Here is a 21,685-nt window from a genome sequence, read left to right as displayed (position 1 = left end):
TTATTGCATGAACTTGAGCCAGCGCGCCTTCGCCTGAATGCCCGGCTCGGAGGCCCACCATTCCTCTGACAGCAGCGCCTGCTTCGCCGCGTTCGCCGGTGCGCTCGGCAATTCGGCCGCGCGCTTGTCGGTGATCTTGCCCGTCTTGAATGCGGCCGGATTGCCCGGGCCGTAATCGATATAAAGCGGCAGATTCGCCTGCAATTGCGGCGATACGGCCGCATTCAGGAAGCGCACCGCGTCGTTCAGATTCGGCGCGTTCTTCAAGATGCAAAGCTGCGTGTTCTGCAAGATGCCGTCGTTGAACGTGAAGGCGACGTCGGGATCATCCTTCATCACGGCGCTCGCGCGGCCGTTCCAGATCATCGTCATGTCGACTTCGCCGTCGTGCAGCAATTGCGCGGACTGTCCGCCCGATGTCCACCACACCGTGACGTTCGGCTTGATCTCTTCGAGCTTCTTGAACGCGCGATCGACGTCGAGCGGATAGAGCTTGTCGCGCGGCACGCCGTCCGCGAGCAGCGCGGCTTCGAGCACGGTCATCGGATCGTTGCGCAGCGCGCGCGTGCCGGGGAAGTTCTTCACGTCCCAGAAGTCCTTCCAGCTTTGCGGGACTTTCTTCAGCGTCTTCTTGTTGTAGCCGATGACCGTCGAATAAAACTCGTAGGCTACCGAATAAGGCGTACGGTACTTTTCGGGAATGGCCGCGGCGTTGGGAATCTTCGAGAAATCGAGCTTTTCCAGCAAGCCTTCGCGTCCGCCGCGCAGACAGTTCGACGTGGGCGTATCGACGACGTCCCAGATCGGCTTGCCCGTCGCACCTTGCGCCTTGATCTGCGGCCACGCGTCCGGAATGCTGTCCTGCGTGATCGTGATGCCGAGCTCTTTCGCGGCGGGATCGAGAATCGCCTTGGTCTGCGCTTCCTGATACGCGCCGCCCTGCGACACGAACGTGATCTTGCCCGCCGCGATCGCGGGTGCCGCTCCCGCGATGGAGAGCAGCAATGTCATGGCCAGCGGGCGAACGGGAAGGTGCGGACAGCGGAACCTTGCAATCTTCATCACGGCGTTTTCCTCGACAAGGTTGAAGCAGTGGACATCGTGCGGATCGCGGTCGCGCCTGACTTCGACCGGCGCGCGTGGATGACTGAAAATATATTGAGTCAAATACGCGGGAGCAACGCCGGAATTGTTGGAGTGACCATGACCTGATGTTATGTCAGCGCAATGGTCACGTCCGGTCGCGCGTTCAGAAGATCACATAGACCTTGCGCATGGTTTCGTCGACTTCCCATGTGCCTTCGGTGTTGGCCGCGAAGAAGAGCGTATCGCCGCCCGTGAAGTGGATCGTGTCTTCGCCGTCCGGCGTGAAGCGGCCGCTGCCCGCCAGAAAATGCATCACTTCGGCTTCCTTCACCGAACGCCGGTAAGTGCCCGGCGTGCATTCGAACACGCCCGTATCGATCGCCTCGCTGCCCGGAATCACTTTCTGCACGCCGGATACCTTTATTTCCTGCGTGCCCGGCAGTCCGGCCGTGCCCCAGTCTTCGAGTCCTTCAATTGCAATGCTTTGCCTGATCTGCTGAACCTTCATCGCTCGCCTTTAAGTGGATTGAATGCGCCGTTCGATCTTGCCGAGCCGCACGACCGTCACGCCCGGCCGCAACTGCCGCAGCGAGGGCATCACGAGCATGCAATCGTCGTAGGGCGTCTTGACCGCTGCGCCGTCCGACCAGCCGATCACGCTGCCCGCGTCGGGAAACACTTCGAGGCCGGTGTAGTCATCGGCGAAACGGAAGTCCATGCTCTTCGCGACGACCGGCTCCGTCACGCGCACGACGAGCATTTCCGGCGGCGACGGCTGAAGCCAGCCGGCGGGCAAGTCGTCCTGGTCGACTACGCCGGACAGCAGCAGAAAGCGCGCGGTGACATCGCGCGCGACCGTGACCGCGCTCGCTTCCCAGTGCTGCCCGCATTCGATGAGCAACGCGTTCTTCCCGCTCGACGGATCGCCGAAGCCTTCGTAATCGCGCATGCGCCGGCCCTCGGGATGGCCTTCGTCGCAGATCACGGTCGCGGGCGTGCCGAGCTTCGCCGACAGATCGATGCCCTTGTCGAGCGGCCCCGCGACGATCAAGGGCTTGCTCTTCTCGTGCATCGAATGAAGATCGAGCAGCAGGTCCACGGTGTCGATGACGGGCCGCATCGCGCGGGCGCGGCGCAACTCGCTCGAATCGCGCGACGTGTCGTCGAGCGCTTGCGCGGTCCATACGCGATTGAAATCCTGGTCGACAAAGCGCGATGCATCGGGCTTGTCCGCATCGAAGCGCGCGTAGGCGTCGACGTTTGCGAACGCGAGCGTCAGCTTGCCGCGTCGCGGCTTAAGCCGGGCGCGCAATAACGCATCGACGACGATCGCGCCGCACACTTCGTTGCCGTGCGTGAGCGCGTTGATCATCACGTGCGGGCCGTCGATGCCCGAATCGAACGTATGCACGTACGGCACGCCCGTGTTGCCCGACGCATGCGCGCCGATGTCGGGGAACGCGATCTCGATCGGATAGGCGTTCATTCGAGGCCGCCCTGGCAGAGGTATTTGATCGAGAGGTAATCGTCGAGACCGTACTTCGAGCCTTCGCGTCCATAGCCCGATTCCTTGACGCCGCCGAACGGCGCGGCTTCGCTCGAAATCGCACCTTCGTTGATGCCGACGAGCCCCGATTCGAGCAAACGCGACACGCGGTCGATGCGCTTCAGGTTCTGGCTATAGAAGTACGCTGCGAGACCGAACGGTGTGTCGTTGGCGGCGCGGATCGCTTCGGCTTCGTCGTCGAAACGAAAGAGCGGCACGACCGGACCGAACGTTTCTTCGCAGCTCAATTGCATGTCGGCCGTGGCGTTGGCGAGCACGGTCGGCGCGTAGTAGTTCGGCCCGATCTCGGCGAGACGCTTGCCGCCCGTGAGCGCGCGCGCGCCGCGCTGCAGGGCGTCGTTCACGTGGCGCTCGATCTTCTCGACCGCGCGCGCGTTGATCATCGGGCCGATCTGCGCGTCGGCATCGGTGGCGGGCGCGACTTTCAATGCGGCGACGCGCTTGGCCAGCAGATCGGCGAACTTGTCGTACACGGCCGACTGCACGTACACGCGATTCGGGCACACGCAGGTCTGTCCGCCATTGCGGAACTTCGATGCCATGAGTCCCGCGACGGCCGCATCGAGATCGGCGTCGTCGAATACGATGAAGGGCGCATTGCCGCCGAGTTCCAGCGACAGCTTCTTCAACGTGCCCGCCGATTCGCGTGCGAGGTACTTGCCGACCGGCGTCGAACCGGTGAACGTGATCTTGCGCACGCGGCCGTCTTCGAGCCAGTCGGCGACCGCGTCCTGCGCGTTCTCGCGCGAGGCGCTGATGAGATTCAGCGCGCCGGCCGGCACGCCCGCTTCATGGGCGAGCATGACGAGCGCGAGCGCCGTGAGCGGCGTATCTTCGGCGGGTTTGCCGATCACCGTGCAACCGGCCGCGAGCGCGGGCGCGATCTTGCGCGCGATCATCGCGAGCGGGAAATTCCACGGCGTGATGGCCGCGACGATCCCGACCGGCTCCTTCACCGCGCTCATGCGCTTGCCGCGCTGCTGCTGAGGGATGATGTCGCCGTAGATGCGCGTGGCTTCGTCCGCGAACCATGCGACGTAGGACGCGCCGTACATCACTTCTCCGCGGCCTTCCGCGAACGGCTTGCCCTGTTCGAGCGAGATCAGTCGCCCGAGCGCGTCCGCGTTCTCGACGATCAGCGCGTGCCAGCGATGCAGCACGGCGGCGCGGTCTTTCGGCAGCGTGTCGCGCCAGGCGGGGAAGGCGCGCGCGGCGGCATCGGTGGCGGCGCGGGCATCGGCGGGGCCGCTGTCGGCCACTTGCGCGATGACATCGCCCGTCGCGGGATCGGTCACCGCGAAGCGCTTGCCGCTCGCGGCCGAAACCCATTTCCCGTCGATGAAATTGTCGGCGCGAATCAGGTCGCTCAACTCGTATCGTTGCGTCATGATGGTCTCCAGAGAGATCAGGCGAGCAGTCGCGCAATGGCCGCGCCGACTTCCGCCGTGTTCGCCTTGCCGCCGAGATCGCCGGTATGCGGGCCTTCCTTCAGCACCGCGGTGATCGCGGCGAGCATCGCATCGTGCGCCTCGCGCTCGCCGAGGAAGTCGAGCATCATCGCGGCGGACCAGACCATCGCGACCGGATTGGCGATGCCCTTGCCCGCGATGTCCGGCGCGGAACCGTGCACCGGCTCGAACAGCGAGGGGAAGTCGCGTTCCGGATTCATGTTGGCCGAGGGCGCGATGCCGATCGTGCCCGTGCACGCGGGGCCGAGGTCCGAGAGAATGTCGCCGAACAGATTGGTCGCGACGACCACATCGAAGCGATCGGGGTTCAATACGAAGCGCGCGCACAGAATGTCGATGTGCTGCTTGTCCCATTTGACTTCGGGATAGTGCGCGGCGATTTCGGCGGCGCGTGCATCCCACCACGGCATGCTGATCGAAATGCCGTTGCTCTTCGTCGCGACGGTGATCTTCTTCTCGCGCTTTTGCGCGAGATCGAACGCGAACTTCAACACGCGTTCGGCGCCCTTGCGCGTGAAGATCGAGGTCTGCGATACGAACTCGCGCTCGGTGCCTTCGAACATCGTGCCGCCGACCGACGAATACTCGCCTTCGGTGTTCTCGCGCACGATCATGAAATCGATATCGCCCGCCTTGCGATTCGCGAGCGGCGAGGGCACGCCGTCGAACAGACGCGCGGGACGCAGATTGATGTATTGATCGAACTCGCGGCGGAACTTGAGCAGCGAGCCCCACAGCGAGATATGGTCCGGAACGGTATCGGGCCAGCCGACCGCGCCGAAGAGAATCGCATCGGCGTCTTGAAGCTGGGCTTTCCAGTCGTCCGGCATCATCTGGCCGTGTTGCGCGTAGTAATCGCAACTCGCCCACTCGATATGCCGGTACTCCAGTTCGATATCGAAGCGCTTGCTCACGGCGTCGAGCGCGCGCAATGCTTCGGGCATCACTTCCTTGCCGATGCCGTCGCCCGGAATCACGGCAATACGATATTTGCTGGACATGTGCTACTCCGCGTGAAAATGATCGACGATAAAAAGCACGCGCGTGCAAAAAGAGCGCGTGCGTGCATTCGAGCTGAAAAGAGTCAGAGGCGCGCGCCTCAGTGATGATTCTGCGAGAAGAGCGTTTCGAGCGGGTAGTGTGTCTTCACGAACGACGTCTTGATAATGACGTAGCTGAAGTACTTCTCGATGCCGATGCCGCGCTCCAGCAGCCCTTCGATGATACTTTGATAGTGGCTCACGCTGCGCGTGACGAACTTGAGCAGATAGTCGTAACCGCCGCTCGCGAGATGACATTCGACGATCTCGTCGACATCCTTCACGGCATTCACGAAGTTGATGAAGTCTTCGCGGCGATGATCGGCGAGCGTGACTTCGGTGAAAACCACCTGCACGTCGCCTAGCTTTTCGAGCTGAATCTGCGCGCCGTAACCGACGATATAACCCGCCTTCTCCAGCCGCTTCACGCGAATCAGGCAAGGGCTGGGCGACAGACCGACCGCATCGGCGAGCTCCACGTTCGTGATGCGCCCGCGTTTCTGCAATTGCGAGAGGATACGCAGATCGATTCGGTCCAGCTTGCTGTCGGTGCTCATCGCGGCGGGTTCGGTGTCGCATGTCGGCGGTCGGTCGATGTTATCACGCAGCCGCGCGGGAACTGAAGCCCGAAGCGCCTTTCAGTGCGTCACGCACGTCGCTGTGCGCGAGCACGTCATCGAGTGTCTTCGTGAGGCGCTCGAACAGCATGTCGAAGTTCGCTTGCGAGTAGCAGAGCGCCGGCGCGAAGCCGAGAATGTTGTCGCCGAACGCGCGGAACACGAGGCCGTTCGCATAGGCCGCGGCGGCGATGCGGTCCGGCAGCTTGAGCGATGCATCGAAGCCGCGCTTGCTGTCCTTGTCGGCGACGAGTTCGAGCGCGCCCAGCAAGCCGCGATGACGGGAATCGCCGACGAGCGGATGATCGAGCAGCGCGTCGAGCCCTTGCGCGAAGCGCGGCGCCTGCGCCTGACCGTTCGCGAGCAGGCCGCCTTCGTGATAGAGCCGCATCACTTCGAGGCCGATCGCCGCGCTCACCGGATGCGCCGAGTACGTGTGTCCATGACCGATGGCCGCGGAGGCATCGCCGCCATCGGCGATGCCTTGATAGACCGCATCGGACATGAGGACCGCGCCCATGGGCGCATAGCCCGCGGTAAGTCCTTTCGCGACCGTCATCAGATCCGGCTCGACGCCTTCTCCTTCACACGCGAAGAGCGGGCCGGTGCGGCCGAAGCCCGTGATGACCTCGTCGGCGACGAAGAGGATATCGAGCTTGCGGCATGCTTCGCGCATCGCCTTCAGCCAGCCCGCGGGCGGCACGATCACGCCGCCCGAGCCTTGAATCGGTTCGCAGAAGAAGGCGGCGACATTGTCCGCGCCGAGTTCCGCGACCTTGTCTTCGAGCGCTTTGACCGAAGCCGCGATGAGCGCGGCGTCATCGGCGTAATCGTTGCGATACGCATACGGCGACGGAATGTGATGCTGCGTCGGCAGCGGCAAATCGAAGTTGCGATGGAACGCGGGCAATGCGGTCAGCCCCGCGCCGATCGACGACGAACCGTGATAGCCGCGTTGCAGCGCGATGCAATGCTTCTTCGACGGACGGCCCGTCGCGTTGTAGTAATGCGTGATGAAGCGCAGTGCGGAGTCGACGGCATCCGAGCCGCCGAGCGTGAAGTACACGTGTTGCAGCGACGCCGGCGCGAGCTCGACGAGTTTCGCGGCCAGCTCGATCGCGGGCTCGGAGCCGAAATGGAAATAGCCCGTGGCATAGGGCAGTTTCGCCATCTGCTTCGCGGCGGCTTCGACGATGCTCGCGTGCCCGTAACCCGTGTTCACGCACCACAGGCCGGAGAATGCATCGAGCAGTTCGCGGCCTTCGATATCGCGCAGAAACACGCCATCGGCGGAATCGAGCACGGTGACGCCGCGCGCCTCATGCGCGCGATAGCTGACGACGGGATGAATCAGATGCTTACGGTCGGACTCGACAAGCGACTTGATCGACATGATGCGGCTCTCTCTTCGCGAAGGGGTCGGAATGGCTCTTGACCGTTTCATGGTATCGGCAGAGCCGCATCGCGCGCATCGCCAAAAAAATCGCCAAAAAGCGAATCCGCGGCGTTTTGCGGGGCGCTCGCAGCATTTTGTGCTGCGAGGTCTCCCGGCGACTCAATAGCCGCGCGTGCGGTCGATTTCGCCGATCATGCGCTCTCCCGCGCGATGGCGGCGCAGGTTCTCCAGCACGACGTCGACGGCGGATTCGGGCCGCGTCGCGCTCGCGATATGCGGCGTCAGGCGCACGCGCGGATGCGTCCAGAACGGATGCGCCGGCGGCAGCGGCTCGGGATCGGTGACGTCGAGAATCGCGGCATGGAGATGGCCGCTGTCGAGCGCATCGAGCAGATCCTGCTGGACCACGTGCGCGCCGCGCCCGACATTGATGAACGACGCGCCCTTCGGCAAGGCCTCGAACACATGTTTGCCGATCAGACCGCGCGTCGCGTCCGTGAGCGGCAGCAGGCACACGAGGATATCGGTGCGCGCGAGAAACGCATCGAGCGATTCGATGCCCGCATGACATTCGACGCCCTCGATCTCATGCGGCGAACGGCTCCAGCCCGCGCAATCGAAGCCGAACAGACGCAGCGTCTTCAGCACGGCGGTGCCGAGCATGCCGAGGCCGAGCACGCCGACGCGCTGCGTCGAAGCCGCGCGCACGGGCATCTCGCGCCATACGCGCTCTCGTTGCTGCGCGGCGTAATCGAAGAGATCGCGATGAATCGTGAGCACGGCCTGTGTCACATATTCGACCATGCCTTCGATGATGCCCGGCTCGGTCATGCGAACGACCGCGACCTGCGGCGGCACGCTCGACAGATCGAATTGATCGATGCCCGCGCCGACCGAGAAGATCACTTCGAGATTGGGGAAGGTCTGCATGACATCGGCGGGCGGCTGCCATGCGGCGAGATAGCGTACCGCCGCGGCATCGCCGATATCGGGCCATAGGCGGAACGGCACGTCGGGTGCCTTTTGCGCGAACTGCTGCGCCCATTGTCTGCCGCGCTCGGGATCGGCTTTATAGAGGATCGTCATCGGTCTCAACCCAGCGCCTGATTGATGATCGCGAATTGCGCGACGGACGCGTCGTGCGGCGGCGTACCGTTGCGCGCCATCTTGATGACGGTATCGACACGCTTCAGTCCGATGCTTTCGAGCCACGTCGACAGTCCGCTTTCATCGGGCATGTCGATGCGCGTGAACCGGTCTTCGTTATGCGCGAGCCAGTGCGCGATGAGCGCCTGTGCGCGGCGCGCGTGCTGCCGGTCATCGGTGACCGATACGACCGGACCGATGGCATGACCGCGGCCGAACTCACGAAGGAGCGAGAAGCCGACCACGGCGCCATCGCGTTCGAGCACGATGCCCCGCGAGACGTTCAACAGCGCGGGCAAAAGCGCGCTTCGGTCCAGCCCGCTCGCGCGCGATGCGAGATCGACGAGCGTGCCCGTGTCGCCGGGTTCGATCGCCCGCAATCGTTCGCCTTGCGCCAGGTCGATGCGAGGCACCTTGAAGTCGGCCGATTGATGCTGATGAATCGCACCGATGCGTTCGAACCCGAGCTTCGCGTAGAGCGGCTCGCCCGCTGGCGTCGCGTGCAGCACCGTGATGCGCTCGCCGAGCGCTTCGAGCAGCAGTTCCATCAGCTTGCGGCCGATGCCACGGCCCTGACAATCCGGCGCGACGATCACCATGCCGAGCGATCCGCCGTGCTCGCCGTACTTCCAGCACAGCGCGGTGCCGACCACGCGCTCGCCGTCCTGCGCGATGAACCCCGCGCCGGCATCGAGCACGAAGCGCCAGTCATCGGCGCGATGCGGCCATTTGACGTCGACCGAAAGCGCGTGCGCGGCGGCGATGTCGTCGGCGGCGAAGGGGCGATAGACAAGCGTGGATGTTTCGGCGGCGGGCACGGCATGCTCCACATAGAGAATGCTGGCCACTTTGACACGCGCGCGGTTGCGCGGCTAGGACGATCCTGTTGCCTGTGCAGCGCGCGCCGCGCCGCGCAGTCCGAGCCAGGTCAATCCCGCCGCACCGAAGCCCAGCGCCGCCACGGCGATCCATAGCGCGATGGAGAACGTTCCGGTGTGCGCGGCAATCGGCGCTGCGACGAGCGGCCCCGCGATCTGGCCGAGTCCGTACGAGGCCGTCGCGTAGCCCATCAGCCCCGCCGCGGCCTCGCCGCGCAGGCGGCGCGCCTCGCGCATCGCGAACAGCGTGATCGCGGTGAAGGGCAAGCCCAGCAGCAGACTGCCGACTCCGAAGCCGAGCGCGCTCGGAAACACGATGCCGAGCAGAATGCCCAGCGCCTGAATCAGATAGCACGCCGCCGAGAGCAGCCGGTTGTCCCACGCGAGCGGCAGCCGCGCGGCGACCAGCGCGCCGGCGATCAGCGCCAGCCCGAACGCGGGCCAGAACAGATCGGGCCACGGCGAGTCCGGCAAGGCCTGCCGCGCGATGACGGGCAAAAAGGTCGCGGTGATGATGTAGCCGAAACCCGCGAGGCTGTAGAGGCCGACGAGCCCGATCGAATCGACGCGCGCCGAAGCGCCCGCCACGTGATCGGCGGCACGGGCGCGGCCACGCATCGTCGATTCCCGATGAGCGAAGGTCTTCCACACGACGATGCCCGCCACGCCCGAGCAGACCGCGAAGCCGATCCATACGCACGGCGCGGGCACGCCGAGCGTCGCGGCCAGCGCGCCGAGCAGGCCGGTCGCGACGATGCCTACGCCCGGCCCCGCATAGATCACGCCGCCGAGTCCGTGCGCGTCGAGTTCGGCGAGCCGCCGCAAGCCCCATTGCGACGCGAACACGAAGGCCCACGCGCTGACGACACCCGCCGCGAACCGTATCGCCGCCCACATCCAGAAGAGATGGACCAGGCCCATCGCGAGCGTCAGCACGATGGTCCACGCGAGCGCGAGACGCACCATGCGCGCGTGATCGAAGCGGATCGCCGCGCACGACAACGCGCCGATCAGATACCCCGCGTAGTTGGCCGACGCGAGCCAGCCGCCGTGGCGAATATCGAGCGCGCCGCTTTTCAGCATCAGCGGCAAGAGCGGCGTGAACGCGAACCGGCCCACGCCCAGCGCCACCGCCAGCACGACTGCGCACGCGAGCGCGGCGTTTCGCGCGCGATGAGCAGGCAGCGACGAGGCTTGAGCGGGCGATGCCATGAGTCGATGTGCAAAGACCAAAGGGACGATGCACGCATCCTAGCTTGACCGATGTATCTTGAAAAATGAATAATCGAGATGCGATCAATCTTCTGGAAAGATCATGGATCTGTCGGCATTGACCATTTTCCGGGCTGTCGTGCGCGAGAACGGCGTGACGCGCGCGGCGGCCAAGCTCAACCGCGTGCAGTCCAACGTGACGACGCGCATTCGTCAGCTTGAAGAGACGCTCGGCACGGACCTTTTCATTCGCGATGGCCGCCGTCTCGTGCTGACGCCGGCCGGCGAGACCTTGCTGCCCTATGCGGAACGTCTGCTCGCGCTCGCGGAAGAAGCGCGTCACGCGGTCAGCGAGAATCGCCCGCAAGGCCGCCTGCGGCTCGGGACGATGGAAAGCACGGCGGCGAGCCGGCTGCCGCGCGTGCTGGCGGCGTATCACCAGCGCTGGCCGCAGGTCACGCTCGAACTGACGACGGGCGTGACGCGCGCGCTCATCGAGAGCGTGCGTTCATTCGAAGTGGACGCGGCGGTGATGGCGCGGCCGATCGAGCCCGACGCGCTCGCGGCCGCGCAATTCGACTCCGTGCCGGTGTTCGAGGAGGAACTGGCGCTCGTCACGCCGCGCGGGCAAACGCCCGTGACGATGGCGCGCGAGTCCGCGGGCCTCACGCTGGTGGCGTTCGAGCGCGGCTGCGCGTACCGCTCTTACGCGATGCGCTGGTACGAGCAACAGGGCATCCGTCCGGCGCGCGTGCTGGAGCTGGGTTCTTATCACGCGATCGTCGCGTGCGTGGCAGCAGGCGCGGGCGTCGCCGTGGCGCCGCGCTCGGTGCTCGGACTGGCGCGTCTGGACGGCGAGGTGGACCTGCATCCGATGGGCGAGCTCGGACGCATCGATACGCTGCTCGTGTGGCGAAAGGGGCACTTCTCGGCGGCGCTGGACGCAATGCGGGCGTTGCTGGTGGAGAGCCGATCGGCCTGAGGATTTGGCGTCCCGCACCGGAGTATCCGCGTCGCTCCTGACTGACGTCTGATCTCCGGTGGCCGCGGCCTGTTGCGCGATCCGGAGGTCACGCATCAGCCCCATCGCCAAGAATGCGGATATAGTTTCTTCGTGCAGAGCTTCTTATCTGAACGATTGTTCAGTTCGAAAAAGGTAGGCTAGCGGCGATGTCGGCCGCACGCCATGAACGTTCGTCCATCAACCTTTCGGGCTCACCATGAAAAAACTCCTGTCATTGTGTCTGGCCTCGGCATTGGCGGTCGCATCGATTTCGGCAAGCGCGCAGCAGACCGTCAAGATCGGCATTTCCGCGCCGCTGACGGGCATCGGCGCAGCCAACGGCAAAGATATGGAGAACGGCGTGCGCCTCGCGATCGAAGAGGCGAACAGCCAGCACATTTCCATCGCGGGACAGCCGGTGCAATTCGAACTCGCTTCGGTGGACGATCAGGGCGATCCGCGCATCGGCGTTCAGGTGGCACAGAAGCTCGTCGACGACGGCGTCGTGGCCGTGGTCGGCTATTACAACTCCGGCGTGGCGTTGCCCTCTTCGCCGATATTCGCGCGCGCGGGCATTCCGCTCATCGATCCGGCGGCGACGAATCCGGCTATCACGCGCCAGGGGTTCGATAACATCTTCCGCATCATCGCCACCGATGCACAGAACTCCGGGAATGCCGGAACCTATGCGGTGAAAGTGACGAAGGCAAAGCGCATTGCGGTGATGGACGATAGAACGGCATTCGGCCAGGGCGCGGTCGAGGAATTCAAGAAGGCCGTGCAGGCGGCGGGCGGACAGATCGTCGCCGAGGAGTACACCAACGACAAGGCAGTAGAATTCAACGCCCAGCTCACCAATATCAAATCGGCGAATGCCGATCTGCTTTACTTCGGCGGCGTCGACAATCAGGCCGCGCTCGTCACGAAACGGATGAAGCAACTGGGCATTCGCGCGCAGTTCGTCGGTAGCGGCGGCATTGCGGACAGCGTATTCATCAAGGTGGCGGGAAGCGCCGCCGAAGGGGCGATGGCCTGGGAATATGGCCGCCCCGTCGATTCCCTGCCGGAAGGTCGTGCGTTCGCGGAGAAGTTCAAGAAGCGCTTCGGCGCCGAGACGCTGACCTATGCGCCCTTCGCATACGACAGCGCGTGGCTCGCCATCACGGCCATGAAGCAGGCGAACTCCGTGAAGCCCGCCACCTTCATGCCGGCGCTGCGCTCGATCCAATATACCGGCATAACCGGCCAGATCTCATTCGACAAGAACGGCGATCTGAAGCATCCGACTTCGACGCTTTATCAGGTGAGGTCGTCCAAGTGGGAACCGGTCACGACGATGGGCGCCGATTGAGCGTTCGAGCGGAATTCATTCGCTGAAAGCGGCGAAGTTCATGATCGAGCTCGGCGCGGCCGCCAACGCGTGATCGCTTACCCGAACTGGAAATTGCGCCGCGAGTAGAAGCGCTGAAGTTCGTGCTTCTTCGGCCGCACGCCCGTGAATACTTCGACGTATTCGGGAATGCGCGACATGCGCACCGCCATGTCTTCATCGGGCTTCGTCGACACATAGCCCGCCTGCGTGAAATAGGCCACGCGCGCGCGGACATCGGCGGCGCGCGGCTCATAGCCGAAGCGCGCGAACAGGGCCGTCAATGCGGCGATGCGTTGCGCGTCGTCCTGCGCCATGTGTTCCGCGATCTCCGGCGATTGCTGCGCCCAACTGCGCATCGCGGCCTCGAAACGCGAGTCGAAAATCGTGTCGTCGAACCAGCAGTCGAAGACGTTCAGCATCGCTTCGCACACGCTGTCCGCATACGCTTCCGTACGATCGATCCAGTTGCCTGTGTTCTTCTGCTTCCATCGGTCGAGCAGGGTGGAAAGAAGCTCCTCCCGATCCTTGAAGAACCAGTAGAAGCTCGTCCGCGAAAGATTCAGCTTTTTTGCGAGCGGAAGTATTCGGACCGCTTCCACGCCTCCTTCCAGAAGGCCTTCATACGCCGCGTCCAGCCACATGTCGGCGGAGCCGCGCACCACGTCGAGCGTGTCGTCCATAGCGTCGTTTCCCTTGTCTGTCATGCACACTGTACACCATAGTCGCTTAACTTGACACATGTGTACAGAGGTTCTACTCTTTGCATCACAACGGTCGTTCGTCCCTACCTGCTCGAAGAGGCACCCATGTCCACGGATCCGCTGCTGCAGCCTTTTACGCTGAAACATGTCACGTTCCGCAACCGGATCATGACGACGTCGCATGAACCGGCTTATGCCGAGGACGGGATGCCGAAGGAGCGCTATCGCGCCTATCACGTCGAGCGGGCCAAGGCCGGCATCGCGTTGACGATGACAGCCGGCTCCGCGGCGGTATCGAAGGACAGCCCGCCGGTTTTCAACAACATCCTCGCGTACCAGGACGAAGTCGTGCCGTGGATGAAGGATCTCGTCGACGAATGCCACGAGCACGGCGCGAAGGTGATGATCCAGTTGACTCATCTCGGGCGCCGCACGCGCTGGGACAAGGGCGACTGGCTGCCCGTGGTTTCGCCGTCGCACAATCGCGAGCCGGCGCACAGGGCTTTCCCGAAGAAGCTCGAAGACTGGGATATCGAACGCATCGTCCGCGATTTCGCGGATGCGGCGGAGCGCATGAAAGCCGCCGGGCTCGACGGACTGGAGATCGAATCCTACGGTCACTTGATGGACCAGTTCTGGTCGCCGCTGACGAATACGCTCGACGGTCCTTACGGCGGCTCGCTGGACCATCGCATGCGCTTCACGTTCGACGTGCTGCGCGCGATTCGCGAGCGCGTCGGCGAGCGCTTTCTCGTCGGCATTCGTTATACGGCCGATGAACTCCTCGCAGGCGGCATCACGAAGGAAGAGGGCATCGAGATCTCGAAGCGTCTGAAGAACAGCGGTCTCGTCGATTTCCTGAACGTCATTCGCGGGCATCTCGAAACCGACGCCGGTCTCACCGACGTCATCCCGATCATGGGGATGAAGAGCGCCCCGCACCTCGATTTCGCGGGCGAAATCCGGCGGGCGACCGACTTCCCGACCTTTCATGCGGCGCGCATTCAGGACGTCGCGACGGCGCGTCACGCCATCGAGTCGGGCAAGATCGACATGGTCGGCATGACGCGCGCGCATATGACCGATCCGCATATCGTGCGCAAGATCATCGAGCGCAGGGAAGACGATATCCGTCCGTGCGTGGGCGCGAACTACTGTCTCGATCGCATCTATCAGGGCGGCATGGCGCTGTGCATCCACAATGCCGCGACGGGCCGCGAACTGGAGATGCCGCATACCATCGAGCCCGCCGCGACGAAGCGCAGGATCGTCATCGTCGGCGCGGGGCCGGCGGGTCTCGAAGCGGCGCGCGTCGCGGGCGAACGCGGACATGACGTCGTCGTGCTGGAAGCGATGAACGATCCCGGCGGCCAGATTCGTCTCACCGCGCAGAACGTTCGCCGCAAGGAGATGATGGGCATCATCGACTGGCGCATGGCGCAGTGTGAAAGGCTCGGCGTCCGGTTCAAGTTCAACACGTGGGCGGACACGGAAACGGTGCTCGCGGAAAATCCCGACGTGGTGATCGTCGCGACCGGAGGCATGCCGCATACGGAGGTCTGCAGCGAAGGCAACGAGCATGTCGTCTCGTCGTGGGACATCATCTCGGGCGATGTGAAGCCCGGCGCGAACGTGCTGATCTTCGACGATGCCGGCGATCACGCCGCGCTCCAGGCGGCCGAAACCATCGCACAGGCTGGCGGCAAGGTGGAAGTGATGACGCCCGACCGCTCGTTCTCGCCCGAAGTCATGAGCATGAATCTCGTGCCCTACATGCGCTCGCTGCAGAAGCTCGCGACCACCTTCACCGTGACGTTCCGCCTCGAATCGGTTCGTCGCGAGGGCGGCGATCTGGTGGCGACGATCGGCAGCGATTACGGCGGCGTTCAGAAGGAGCAGCGCCACGATCAGATCGTCGTGAATCACGGCACGATTCCGATGGACGAGCTGTATTTCGAGTTGAAGCCTTTGTCGTCGAATCTCGGCTCGGTCGATTACGAGCAGCTTGTCGACGGCAAGCCGCAAGTCGTCGAACGAAACCCCGAAGGGCGCTTCCAGCTCTTCAGAATCGGCGATGCGGTATCGGCGCGCAACACGCACGCCGCGATCTACGATGCGCTTCGTCTGGTGAAGGATTTGTGAGCCCCATCCATAGAATGATTCGCCATGCGAATCATCAGGGGCTCAACCGGCTCACCTTCGTGCCTTCGAGCGACACGCCGGCCATGAGACCGGCGTTCGTCAGGACGAAAACCTCGACAGGGTTCGTCGCCGTGGTCGTATCGAGCTGGCCGTTTGCGCCGAGCTTCGCTACCGCGACGGTCGCGTCGGTGCCGGCGGCCCAGCCGTCTCGTCGACGGAATTGCGCGAGCGCGTCGTCGGTCAGGAACACATAGACGATCGCCTTCGACTGGGCGCCGATCTGCAAGCCGAACGAACCGCCCGCGGTGCTGTAGTAGCCGTCGGTGCGGCCATCGACACGCAGCGCGCCTTCGCCGTATTGCGCGCCCAGCCAGAATCCCGCTGCGATCACTCTGGGAAAGACGAGCACGCCACGCGCCTTGTTCACGAGCTCGCGCGAGCCGCTCACGGAGACATACAGGCGTTGCAGCGTCGCATCGACGGCGGCGTCGATGGCGCGGTTGCGATCGGCCGTGCCGGCCGCGGTCTCACCGGACGATGGGCCCGTGGTGGTGCATCCGCTCACGCAGAGCGCCGCCGCTGCGATGCCGCCGGCCAACAAGAGACGCCGTTTGTTCTTCTGGTTCATACGCTTCCCCTGATCAACAGTTTTTAGGCTCTCGCACTATACAAGCTGCGCTTCCGCGTGTGTGGGATCGGCAGCGGCCGAGGTATTGAACAGATGGAAATGGTCCGATCCCTGCTACCCGAAGCGTGTCGGGACATCGAGTTCGAGGGAACGGAACATGAAGCGGCTTCGGGCATTCGTATGCGTGATCCTGTCGTGCTGTCTCGGCACGGCGTATCCGGCGCACAAGAGCGCGCCGACGAATCATCGGCACGCGAAGGTGAAGTTGACCCATGAAGCCGGTCTCGACCGGTCCGGCAAGCCGCGCAAGGGCGAGGCGTCGTACTACGGCCGCAACTTCTACAAGAAGAAGATGGCGGACGGCACGCACATGAATCCGCAATCCAACGCGGCCGCCAGCAAGACGCTTCCGCTCGGCACCAAGGCCCGGGTCACCAATCTCGACAACGGCAACAGCGAGGTGGTCGAGATCAGGGATCGCGGTCCTTATGTGAAAGACCGCATCGTCGATGTCTCGCCCAAAACGGCGGACAAGCTCGGGATCAGGAAAGACGGCACCGCGCCCGTCGAAGTGAAGCCGATCGAAGTGCCGCAGCCCGACGGCACCGTGAAGCCGGACACGGCCGCGCGATGATCGTGCGGCGTGAATGCGCGATCAGTCCTCGTCGCGTTCGGCCTGAGCGTCGCGCGCGGAAATATTGAACTGCCGTAGCTTGTGATACAGCGTCTTGCGCGGCATGCCGAGCGCTTCGCTCGCCGCGCTGACATTGCCATTGTGACGCCGCAGCATGTCCTCGATCAGCACGCGCTCGATCTGCGTGAGCTGCTCGTTGAGCGGGACGTTGCCGCGCGGCCGGTCGCCGGACGGGATCAGTTGTTCGCCCGCGAGACCCAGCACGAAGCGATCGGCCACGTTCTGCAACTCGCGCACGTTGCCCGGCCATCGATGCGCGGTCAGTTCGGAAACCTGCGCGGCCGTGACCGTCGGCGCATCCTGGCCGAAGCGCTGCGCCGCCGCGAGCACGAAATGCTCGAAGAGCAGCGGCACGTCTTCACGGCGTTCGCGCAGCGGCGGCAGATCGATCAGCGCGACATTCAGCCGATACAGCAAATCCGCGCGAAAGCGTCCTTCCGACGAAAGCAGCGCGAGGTCCGCCTTCGACGCCGCCACGACGCGGCAGTCGACGGCAATCGATTCATTGGTGCCGAGCCGCTCGACGCGCCGTTCCTGGAGCACCCGCAACAGCTTGATCTGCAGCGCGATCGGCATGGTTTCGATCTCGTCGAGAAAGAGCGTGCCGCCGTCGCTCCACTCGATCTTGCCGACGCGATTCTTCGTCGCCCCGGTGAACGCGCCCGCCTCGTGCCCGAAGAGCTCGCTCTCGAAGAGTTGCTCGGGCAGGCCGCCGCAATTGAGCGCGACGAAGTGATGCTCGCGCCGCCGGCCGTAATCGTGCAGCGCGCGTGCGATGAGCTCCTTGCCGGTGCCCGTCTCGCCCGTGATGAGCACCGACACCGAGGTATCCGCGAGCCGCAGGATCTTCTTGCGCACATCGGCGATGGCCGGCGACTTGCCGAGCACGAGCGCCTCGATGCCGCGCCCGTTTTGCAGCGCGGCGCGCAGGCCGGCGACCTCGAGCGTGAGCCGGCGCTTCTCGACCGCGCGCGCGACGCGTCCCGCGATGTGCTCGGACGAGAACGGCTTCTCGATGAAATCGTAGGCGCCCACGCGCATCGCGCCGACGGCCGTGGAAATGTCGGCATGACCGCTGATGAGCACCACGGGAATCTGCGCATCGATTGCGAGCACGTGTTCGAGCAACTGCATGCCGTCCATGCCGGGCATGCGCAGGTCGGAAACGTACACGACAGGCGCGCCGGGCACGGCCGCGGCGAGCGCGCTCGCGGCCGTCGCGTGGGATTCGACCGGAAAGCCCGCGAGCGCCACCGCCTGTTCGACGCCGAGGCGGACGTCTTCGTCATCCTCGACGATCACTACGCGGATGTCGTCGCTTGCCTGCGGGTTCACGTTTTTATTCACTCTCGATGCTCCGGCCGTTCGCCGCTACGAATTCGATGGTGAATTGTGCGCCACCGCCTGCGGGATTGACAGCCGCGATTCGCGCGCCGAAGCCCTCGACGATGCGCGACGTGATCGCGAGCCCGAGCCCGAGGCCATGCCCGCGCGGCTTGGTCGTGACGAACGGCTCGAACAGATGCGGGAGCACGTCGGGATCGATGCCGGGACCGTTGTCGGCGATGATGAACAGCACGCGAGCGGGGTCGTCGGCGCGGCTCGCGGCGATCCGGATGCACGGCGCTTCGCGACCGGCGAGCGCATCGAGTGCATTGCCGAGCAGATTGACGATCACCTGCTGCAACCGCCCCGGCTCGGCGGCGACGACCGCGTCCGGCGCGATGTCGATGTCGAGTTGCACGCGTTCGTTGCGGATGCGCGCGTCGTGAATGAGCCGCGCGTGCGCGAACGCGTCGGCGAGCGAGACCGGCACCGTGTTCGCCTCGGGTTTTCGCGCGAAGGCCTTCAGTTCCGCCGTGAGAAGCGCCATGTTCTCGACGAGCTTGCCCACGCGCGCCAGATTGGCGATCGCCTGCGCGCTCTGGCCGCGCTCGAAGAACGTGCGCGCGTTGTCGCACAGCGTGCGGATCGCGACGAGCGGCTGATTGATTTCGTGCGTGAGGCCAGCCGCCATCTGCCCGAGCACGGCGAGCTTGCCCGCATGCACCAGTTCCTGTTGCGAATCGCGCAGTTTCTGCTCGGTGAGCACGCGTTCGTCGATCTCCTGCTGCAGCGCCGCGGTCCGCTGCTGCACGGTCGCCTCGAGATGGTCGTTCGCGCGCTGCAAGGCGTCCTGCGCCTTGAGCCGCTCCACGATCACGCGGCGCCGCTGCACGGCGTAGAGCCCGTAGAGCGCCGCGATCAGGAACGCGCCCGTCACGAACGCGAAGGCGAGCTGTTGCTGCCGCCGCGCCGTGGAAAGATCGAGCGCGACCATGATCGCGTCGCCGGCCTGCGGCGCGCTGCGCGACATCACGAGATAGCGCCGCTCGCGGCCGGGATGCGACCAGTCGGGCAGGCGCGCGAACCACGCGCCGTTGCGCCAGTCGTCGAGCCGTTCATAGCCGAGATTGTCGACCTTGTGGCCCGCATACTGGCGCGATGCCTGAATCTGTTCCTGCTTGTGCGCGGCGATGGGCGCTAGCGCGGTGAACTTCCACGCGGGCACCGTCGAGATCACGACGACGCCGTTGCCATCGACGACCATGGCTGCTTCGTTCGGCACGCGCCACGCGGCTTCCAACGGATCGACGCTGATCTTCACGGCGGTCGCGCCGAGCACCTTGTGTCCGCTGCGCACCGCGCTCGCGAAGTACAGCCCCGGCTCGCCCGTGTTCGTGCCGATGCCGAAGAAGCGGCCGCTGCCGACCGAAATCGAATCGGTGAAGTAAGGACGATACGCGACGTTGGTGCCGACGAAGCTCACCCGCTGATTCCAGTTGCTCGCGGCGATGACATCGCCGTTCAGATCGATGACATCGACGGCGACGCTGCCCGCGTCACGGTTGACCGCTTCCAGATAGTCGTCGACGGCGGGGAGCAGGGCGCGCCGCGCTTCGGGCGGAGCTTCGAGCAACGTCTTGATGCTGTCCTGGCGCGATGCGATCGCGGGCAGGATCTCATAGCGGCCCAGTTCGCTCCTGAGGCTCGCGGCGTACAGGTCCAGCCGGTGCGCGCCCGCTTCGGTCAGTGCATCGAGTCCGCGATGCCAGGCCACCCCCATTGCCCCCGCAGCAGCCGCGAGATAGAGCACCGCGCTTGCCGCCACTGCCCACAGGGGAACGCCCAGCATCGTCATACTCGATCATCCGAAATGCGCCAGGATCAACAAGGTCAGCGTGACGACGATCGCACCGCCGATGCGCGTCGCGATCTGCGCGAAGGGCATCAGCGTCATGCGGTTGGCGGCCGTCAGAATCGCCACGTCGCCGGTGCCGCCCTGGCCGCTGTGGCAGGCATTCACGATCGCGGTGTCGATAGGGTACATCTTCATCAGCCGCCCGACCACGAAGCCCGTGGCCATCAGCGTCGCCACCGTCACCACGATCGTCACGATGTTCGCCAGCGTGAACGCGGCCATCAGCTTGTCCCACGGCGTCATCGCCACGCCGATCGCGAACAGCAGCGGATAGGTCACCGCCGTCGAGAAGAACTTGTACACGACGAACGCGCCTTCCTGAAGCTGCGGCGACACCGCCCGAGCGAGCTTCACGAGCACGGCCAGGAACAGCATTGCGACCGGCGCGGGCAGGCCGAACATGTTGCGGCACATCAGGCCGAGCAAATACAGCGTGATCGCCGTGATGCCCGCCGCCGCGATGTGCGTCACGTCGATATGCCCGCTGATCTCTTCCTTCACCGGGTCCATCTCGTCCTGCTCGCCTACTTGCAGACGGCCCTTGCCCGTCAGATGCGGATAGCGGCGGCCGACCATGTCGAGCACGCCCGACAGCACGATCGCCGTGAGGCTGCCGAGCATCACCGGCGGCAACACCTGCGCGAAGAGCTCGCCCTGCGGCAGATGCATGATTTCCGAATAGCCGATCGAAAGCGGAATCGCGCCTTCGCCGACGCCGCCCGCCATGATCGGCACGACGATATACAGCAGCGTGTGGCGCGCGCCGAGCCCGAGCGCCGTGCCGACGAGCGTGCCCACGATCGCCGCCGCGATCGAGCCGACCGCGAGCGGAATGAAGATCTTGATGAAGCCCTGGATCAGCACGCGCCGGTCCATGCTCAGAATGCTGCCGACGATGATCGACGCGATGAAGAGATACAGGAAGTTCGTCTGCTTCGTGAACTCGGTCGTCAGATTCAGGATCGGCTTGGGCAGCAGATGGTAGTAGGTCAGCGCCGACGGAATGAAGGTCGCGAAGATCGCCGCCGCGCCGATGTTGCGCACGAGCGGCATGCGCTTGCCGATCTCGGCGCACGTGAAGCCGAAGAAGGCGAGCACGGCGATCGCCATCGAGATTTCTCCCGGCACCTTGCCCGTCACCGCGAAGCCGCCGATCAGCACGAGCAGCAGCACATACACCGGCAGCGGAATGATGCCGATGCGCGTTTCCATCAGCTTCCACCAGCCCTCGGGCCAGAAGCGTTCCTTGTTCGTCGATGTCTGCTGCGCGTCGTCGCGATGCGCGGGTTGAGAGGTGATATGCACGAATGTCTCCTTGCTGATTGGGCGATGCGGGTGCTGCGATCCGACCGGCGGACGAGGGCGTCCAGCGCCGCGCCGTGCGGATGATTCGGGATGCGTGTGGGAAAGCGGGCGGGCCGGCTAGCGGAATGTCGGCGTGCGATGCGGCAATGGCAGGGTCAAGATGTCGTCTCCGTTCGTGGCCGGTCGTG

At 64.6% G+C, this 21,685-nt stretch carries 19 protein-coding genes; 4 read left to right on the top strand and 15 right to left on the bottom strand.

Going from position 1 to position 21,685, the window contains the following annotated elements:
- The 10 genes from U4Y90_RS13975 to U4Y90_RS13930 form a co-directional block, all read right to left on the bottom strand.
- Nucleotides 1-1,062, bottom strand: coding sequence for an ABC transporter substrate-binding protein (locus U4Y90_RS13975; protein WP_321795188.1), 1,062 nt, complete (start codon nt 1,060-1,062; stop codon nt 1-3).
- Nucleotides 1,063-1,249: 187 nt separating this feature from the next.
- Nucleotides 1,250-1,594: a cupin domain-containing protein gene (locus tag U4Y90_RS13970; RefSeq protein WP_321795186.1), complete on the bottom strand. Its 345-nt coding sequence runs from the start codon at nt 1,592-1,594 to the stop codon at nt 1,250-1,252.
- Nucleotides 1,595-1,603: 9 nt separating this feature from the next.
- Nucleotides 1,604-2,572 carry a M14 family metallopeptidase gene (locus tag U4Y90_RS13965; protein ID WP_321795184.1) on the bottom strand — a complete coding sequence of 323 codons (969 nt, stop codon included), beginning with the start codon at nt 2,570-2,572 and terminating at the stop codon, nt 1,604-1,606.
- Nucleotides 2,569-4,041: an NAD-dependent succinate-semialdehyde dehydrogenase gene (locus tag U4Y90_RS13960; RefSeq protein ID WP_321795182.1), complete on the bottom strand. Its 1,473-nt coding sequence runs from the start codon at nt 4,039-4,041 to the stop codon at nt 2,569-2,571. Before U4Y90_RS13960 ends, U4Y90_RS13965 begins: the two co-directional genes overlap by 4 nt.
- Before the next feature lie 17 nt (nt 4,042-4,058).
- Complete coding sequence (locus tag U4Y90_RS13955; protein ID WP_321795180.1) at nt 4,059-5,123, bottom strand: tartrate dehydrogenase; 1,065 nt, start codon at nt 5,121-5,123, stop codon at nt 4,059-4,061.
- A gap of 98 nt (nt 5,124-5,221) precedes the next feature.
- Nucleotides 5,222-5,719: an Lrp/AsnC family transcriptional regulator gene (locus U4Y90_RS13950; protein WP_008346961.1), complete on the bottom strand. Its 498-nt coding sequence runs from the start codon at nt 5,717-5,719 to the stop codon at nt 5,222-5,224.
- A gap of 43 nt (nt 5,720-5,762) precedes the next feature.
- On the bottom strand, nt 5,763-7,172 hold the full coding sequence (locus U4Y90_RS13945) for an aspartate aminotransferase family protein (RefSeq protein WP_321795177.1): 1,410 nt from the start codon (nt 7,170-7,172) through the stop codon (nt 5,763-5,765).
- Between the two features lie 162 nt (nt 7,173-7,334).
- The gene (locus tag U4Y90_RS13940; protein WP_321795175.1) at nt 7,335-8,261 is read right to left on the bottom strand and encodes a glyoxylate/hydroxypyruvate reductase A; all 927 of its coding nucleotides are present in this window, start codon (nt 8,259-8,261) and stop codon (nt 7,335-7,337) included.
- Nucleotides 8,262-8,266: 5 nt separating this feature from the next.
- Nucleotides 8,267-9,139: a GNAT family N-acetyltransferase gene (locus U4Y90_RS13935; RefSeq protein WP_321795253.1), complete on the bottom strand. Its 873-nt coding sequence runs from the start codon at nt 9,137-9,139 to the stop codon at nt 8,267-8,269.
- A 54-nt stretch (nt 9,140-9,193) separates the two neighbouring features.
- Nucleotides 9,194-10,411, bottom strand: a complete 1,218-nt coding sequence (locus U4Y90_RS13930; protein ID WP_321795174.1) for a YbfB/YjiJ family MFS transporter — start codon at nt 10,409-10,411, stop codon at nt 9,194-9,196.
- 103 nt (nt 10,412-10,514) lie between these two features.
- Between U4Y90_RS13930 and U4Y90_RS13925 the strand changes: the two genes are divergently transcribed.
- Together U4Y90_RS13925 and U4Y90_RS13920 are read left to right on the top strand one after the other, a co-directional pair.
- On the top strand, nt 10,515-11,393 hold the full coding sequence (locus U4Y90_RS13925) for a LysR substrate-binding domain-containing protein (protein WP_321795173.1): 879 nt from the start codon (nt 10,515-10,517) through the stop codon (nt 11,391-11,393).
- 238 nt (nt 11,394-11,631) lie between these two features.
- A complete protein-coding gene (locus U4Y90_RS13920; protein ID WP_321795171.1) occupies nt 11,632-12,765 on the top strand; it encodes a branched-chain amino acid ABC transporter substrate-binding protein in 1,134 nt (377 codons plus the stop codon).
- A 77-nt stretch (nt 12,766-12,842) separates the two neighbouring features.
- Here U4Y90_RS13920 and U4Y90_RS13915 read toward each other — a convergent pair whose 3' ends face one another.
- Entirely contained in the window at nt 12,843-13,466 is a 624-nt protein-coding gene (locus U4Y90_RS13915) for a TetR/AcrR family transcriptional regulator (RefSeq protein ID WP_321795169.1), read from the bottom strand.
- 126 nt (nt 13,467-13,592) lie between these two features.
- Between U4Y90_RS13915 and U4Y90_RS13910 the strand changes: the two genes are divergently transcribed.
- The gene (locus U4Y90_RS13910) at nt 13,593-15,629 is read left to right on the top strand and encodes an NADH:flavin oxidoreductase (RefSeq protein ID WP_321795167.1); all 2,037 of its coding nucleotides are present in this window, start codon (nt 13,593-13,595) and stop codon (nt 15,627-15,629) included.
- A 34-nt stretch (nt 15,630-15,663) separates the two neighbouring features.
- Here U4Y90_RS13910 and U4Y90_RS13905 read toward each other — a convergent pair whose 3' ends face one another.
- Nucleotides 15,664-16,257, bottom strand: a complete 594-nt coding sequence (locus tag U4Y90_RS13905) for a YSC84-related protein (RefSeq protein WP_321795165.1) — start codon at nt 16,255-16,257, stop codon at nt 15,664-15,666.
- Between the two features lie 157 nt (nt 16,258-16,414).
- Here U4Y90_RS13905 and U4Y90_RS13900 point away from each other — a divergent pair, with 157 nt between their 5' ends.
- Nucleotides 16,415-16,891, top strand: a complete 477-nt coding sequence (locus tag U4Y90_RS13900; protein WP_321795163.1) for a septal ring lytic transglycosylase RlpA family protein — start codon at nt 16,415-16,417, stop codon at nt 16,889-16,891.
- Nucleotides 16,892-16,912: 21 nt separating this feature from the next.
- On the opposite strand, the gene U4Y90_RS13895 is transcribed toward U4Y90_RS13900, so the two are convergent.
- The 3 genes from U4Y90_RS13895 to U4Y90_RS13885 are packed head-to-tail and all read right to left on the bottom strand — an operon-like array spanning nt 16,913 to nt 21,497.
- Nucleotides 16,913-18,298 (bottom strand): sigma-54 dependent transcriptional regulator, encoded by a 1,386-nt coding sequence (locus tag U4Y90_RS13895; protein WP_321795161.1) that lies wholly within the window; start codon nt 18,296-18,298, stop codon nt 16,913-16,915.
- Nucleotides 18,291-20,132 carry a sensor histidine kinase gene (locus tag U4Y90_RS13890; RefSeq protein ID WP_321795159.1) on the bottom strand — a complete coding sequence of 614 codons (1,842 nt, stop codon included), beginning with the start codon at nt 20,130-20,132 and terminating at the stop codon, nt 18,291-18,293. Before U4Y90_RS13890 ends, U4Y90_RS13895 begins: the two co-directional genes overlap by 8 nt.
- Nucleotides 20,133-20,138: 6 nt before the next feature.
- Entirely contained in the window at nt 20,139-21,497 is a 1,359-nt protein-coding gene (locus U4Y90_RS13885; RefSeq protein ID WP_415749341.1) for a 2-hydroxycarboxylate transporter family protein, read from the bottom strand.
- Between the last annotated feature and the right edge of the window lie 188 nt (nt 21,498-21,685).

The organism is Caballeronia sp. J97 (assembly GCF_905220305.1).
Classification (GTDB): domain Bacteria; phylum Pseudomonadota; class Gammaproteobacteria; order Burkholderiales; family Burkholderiaceae; genus Caballeronia.
This window is presented reverse-complemented; position numbering and strand designations above follow the sequence as displayed.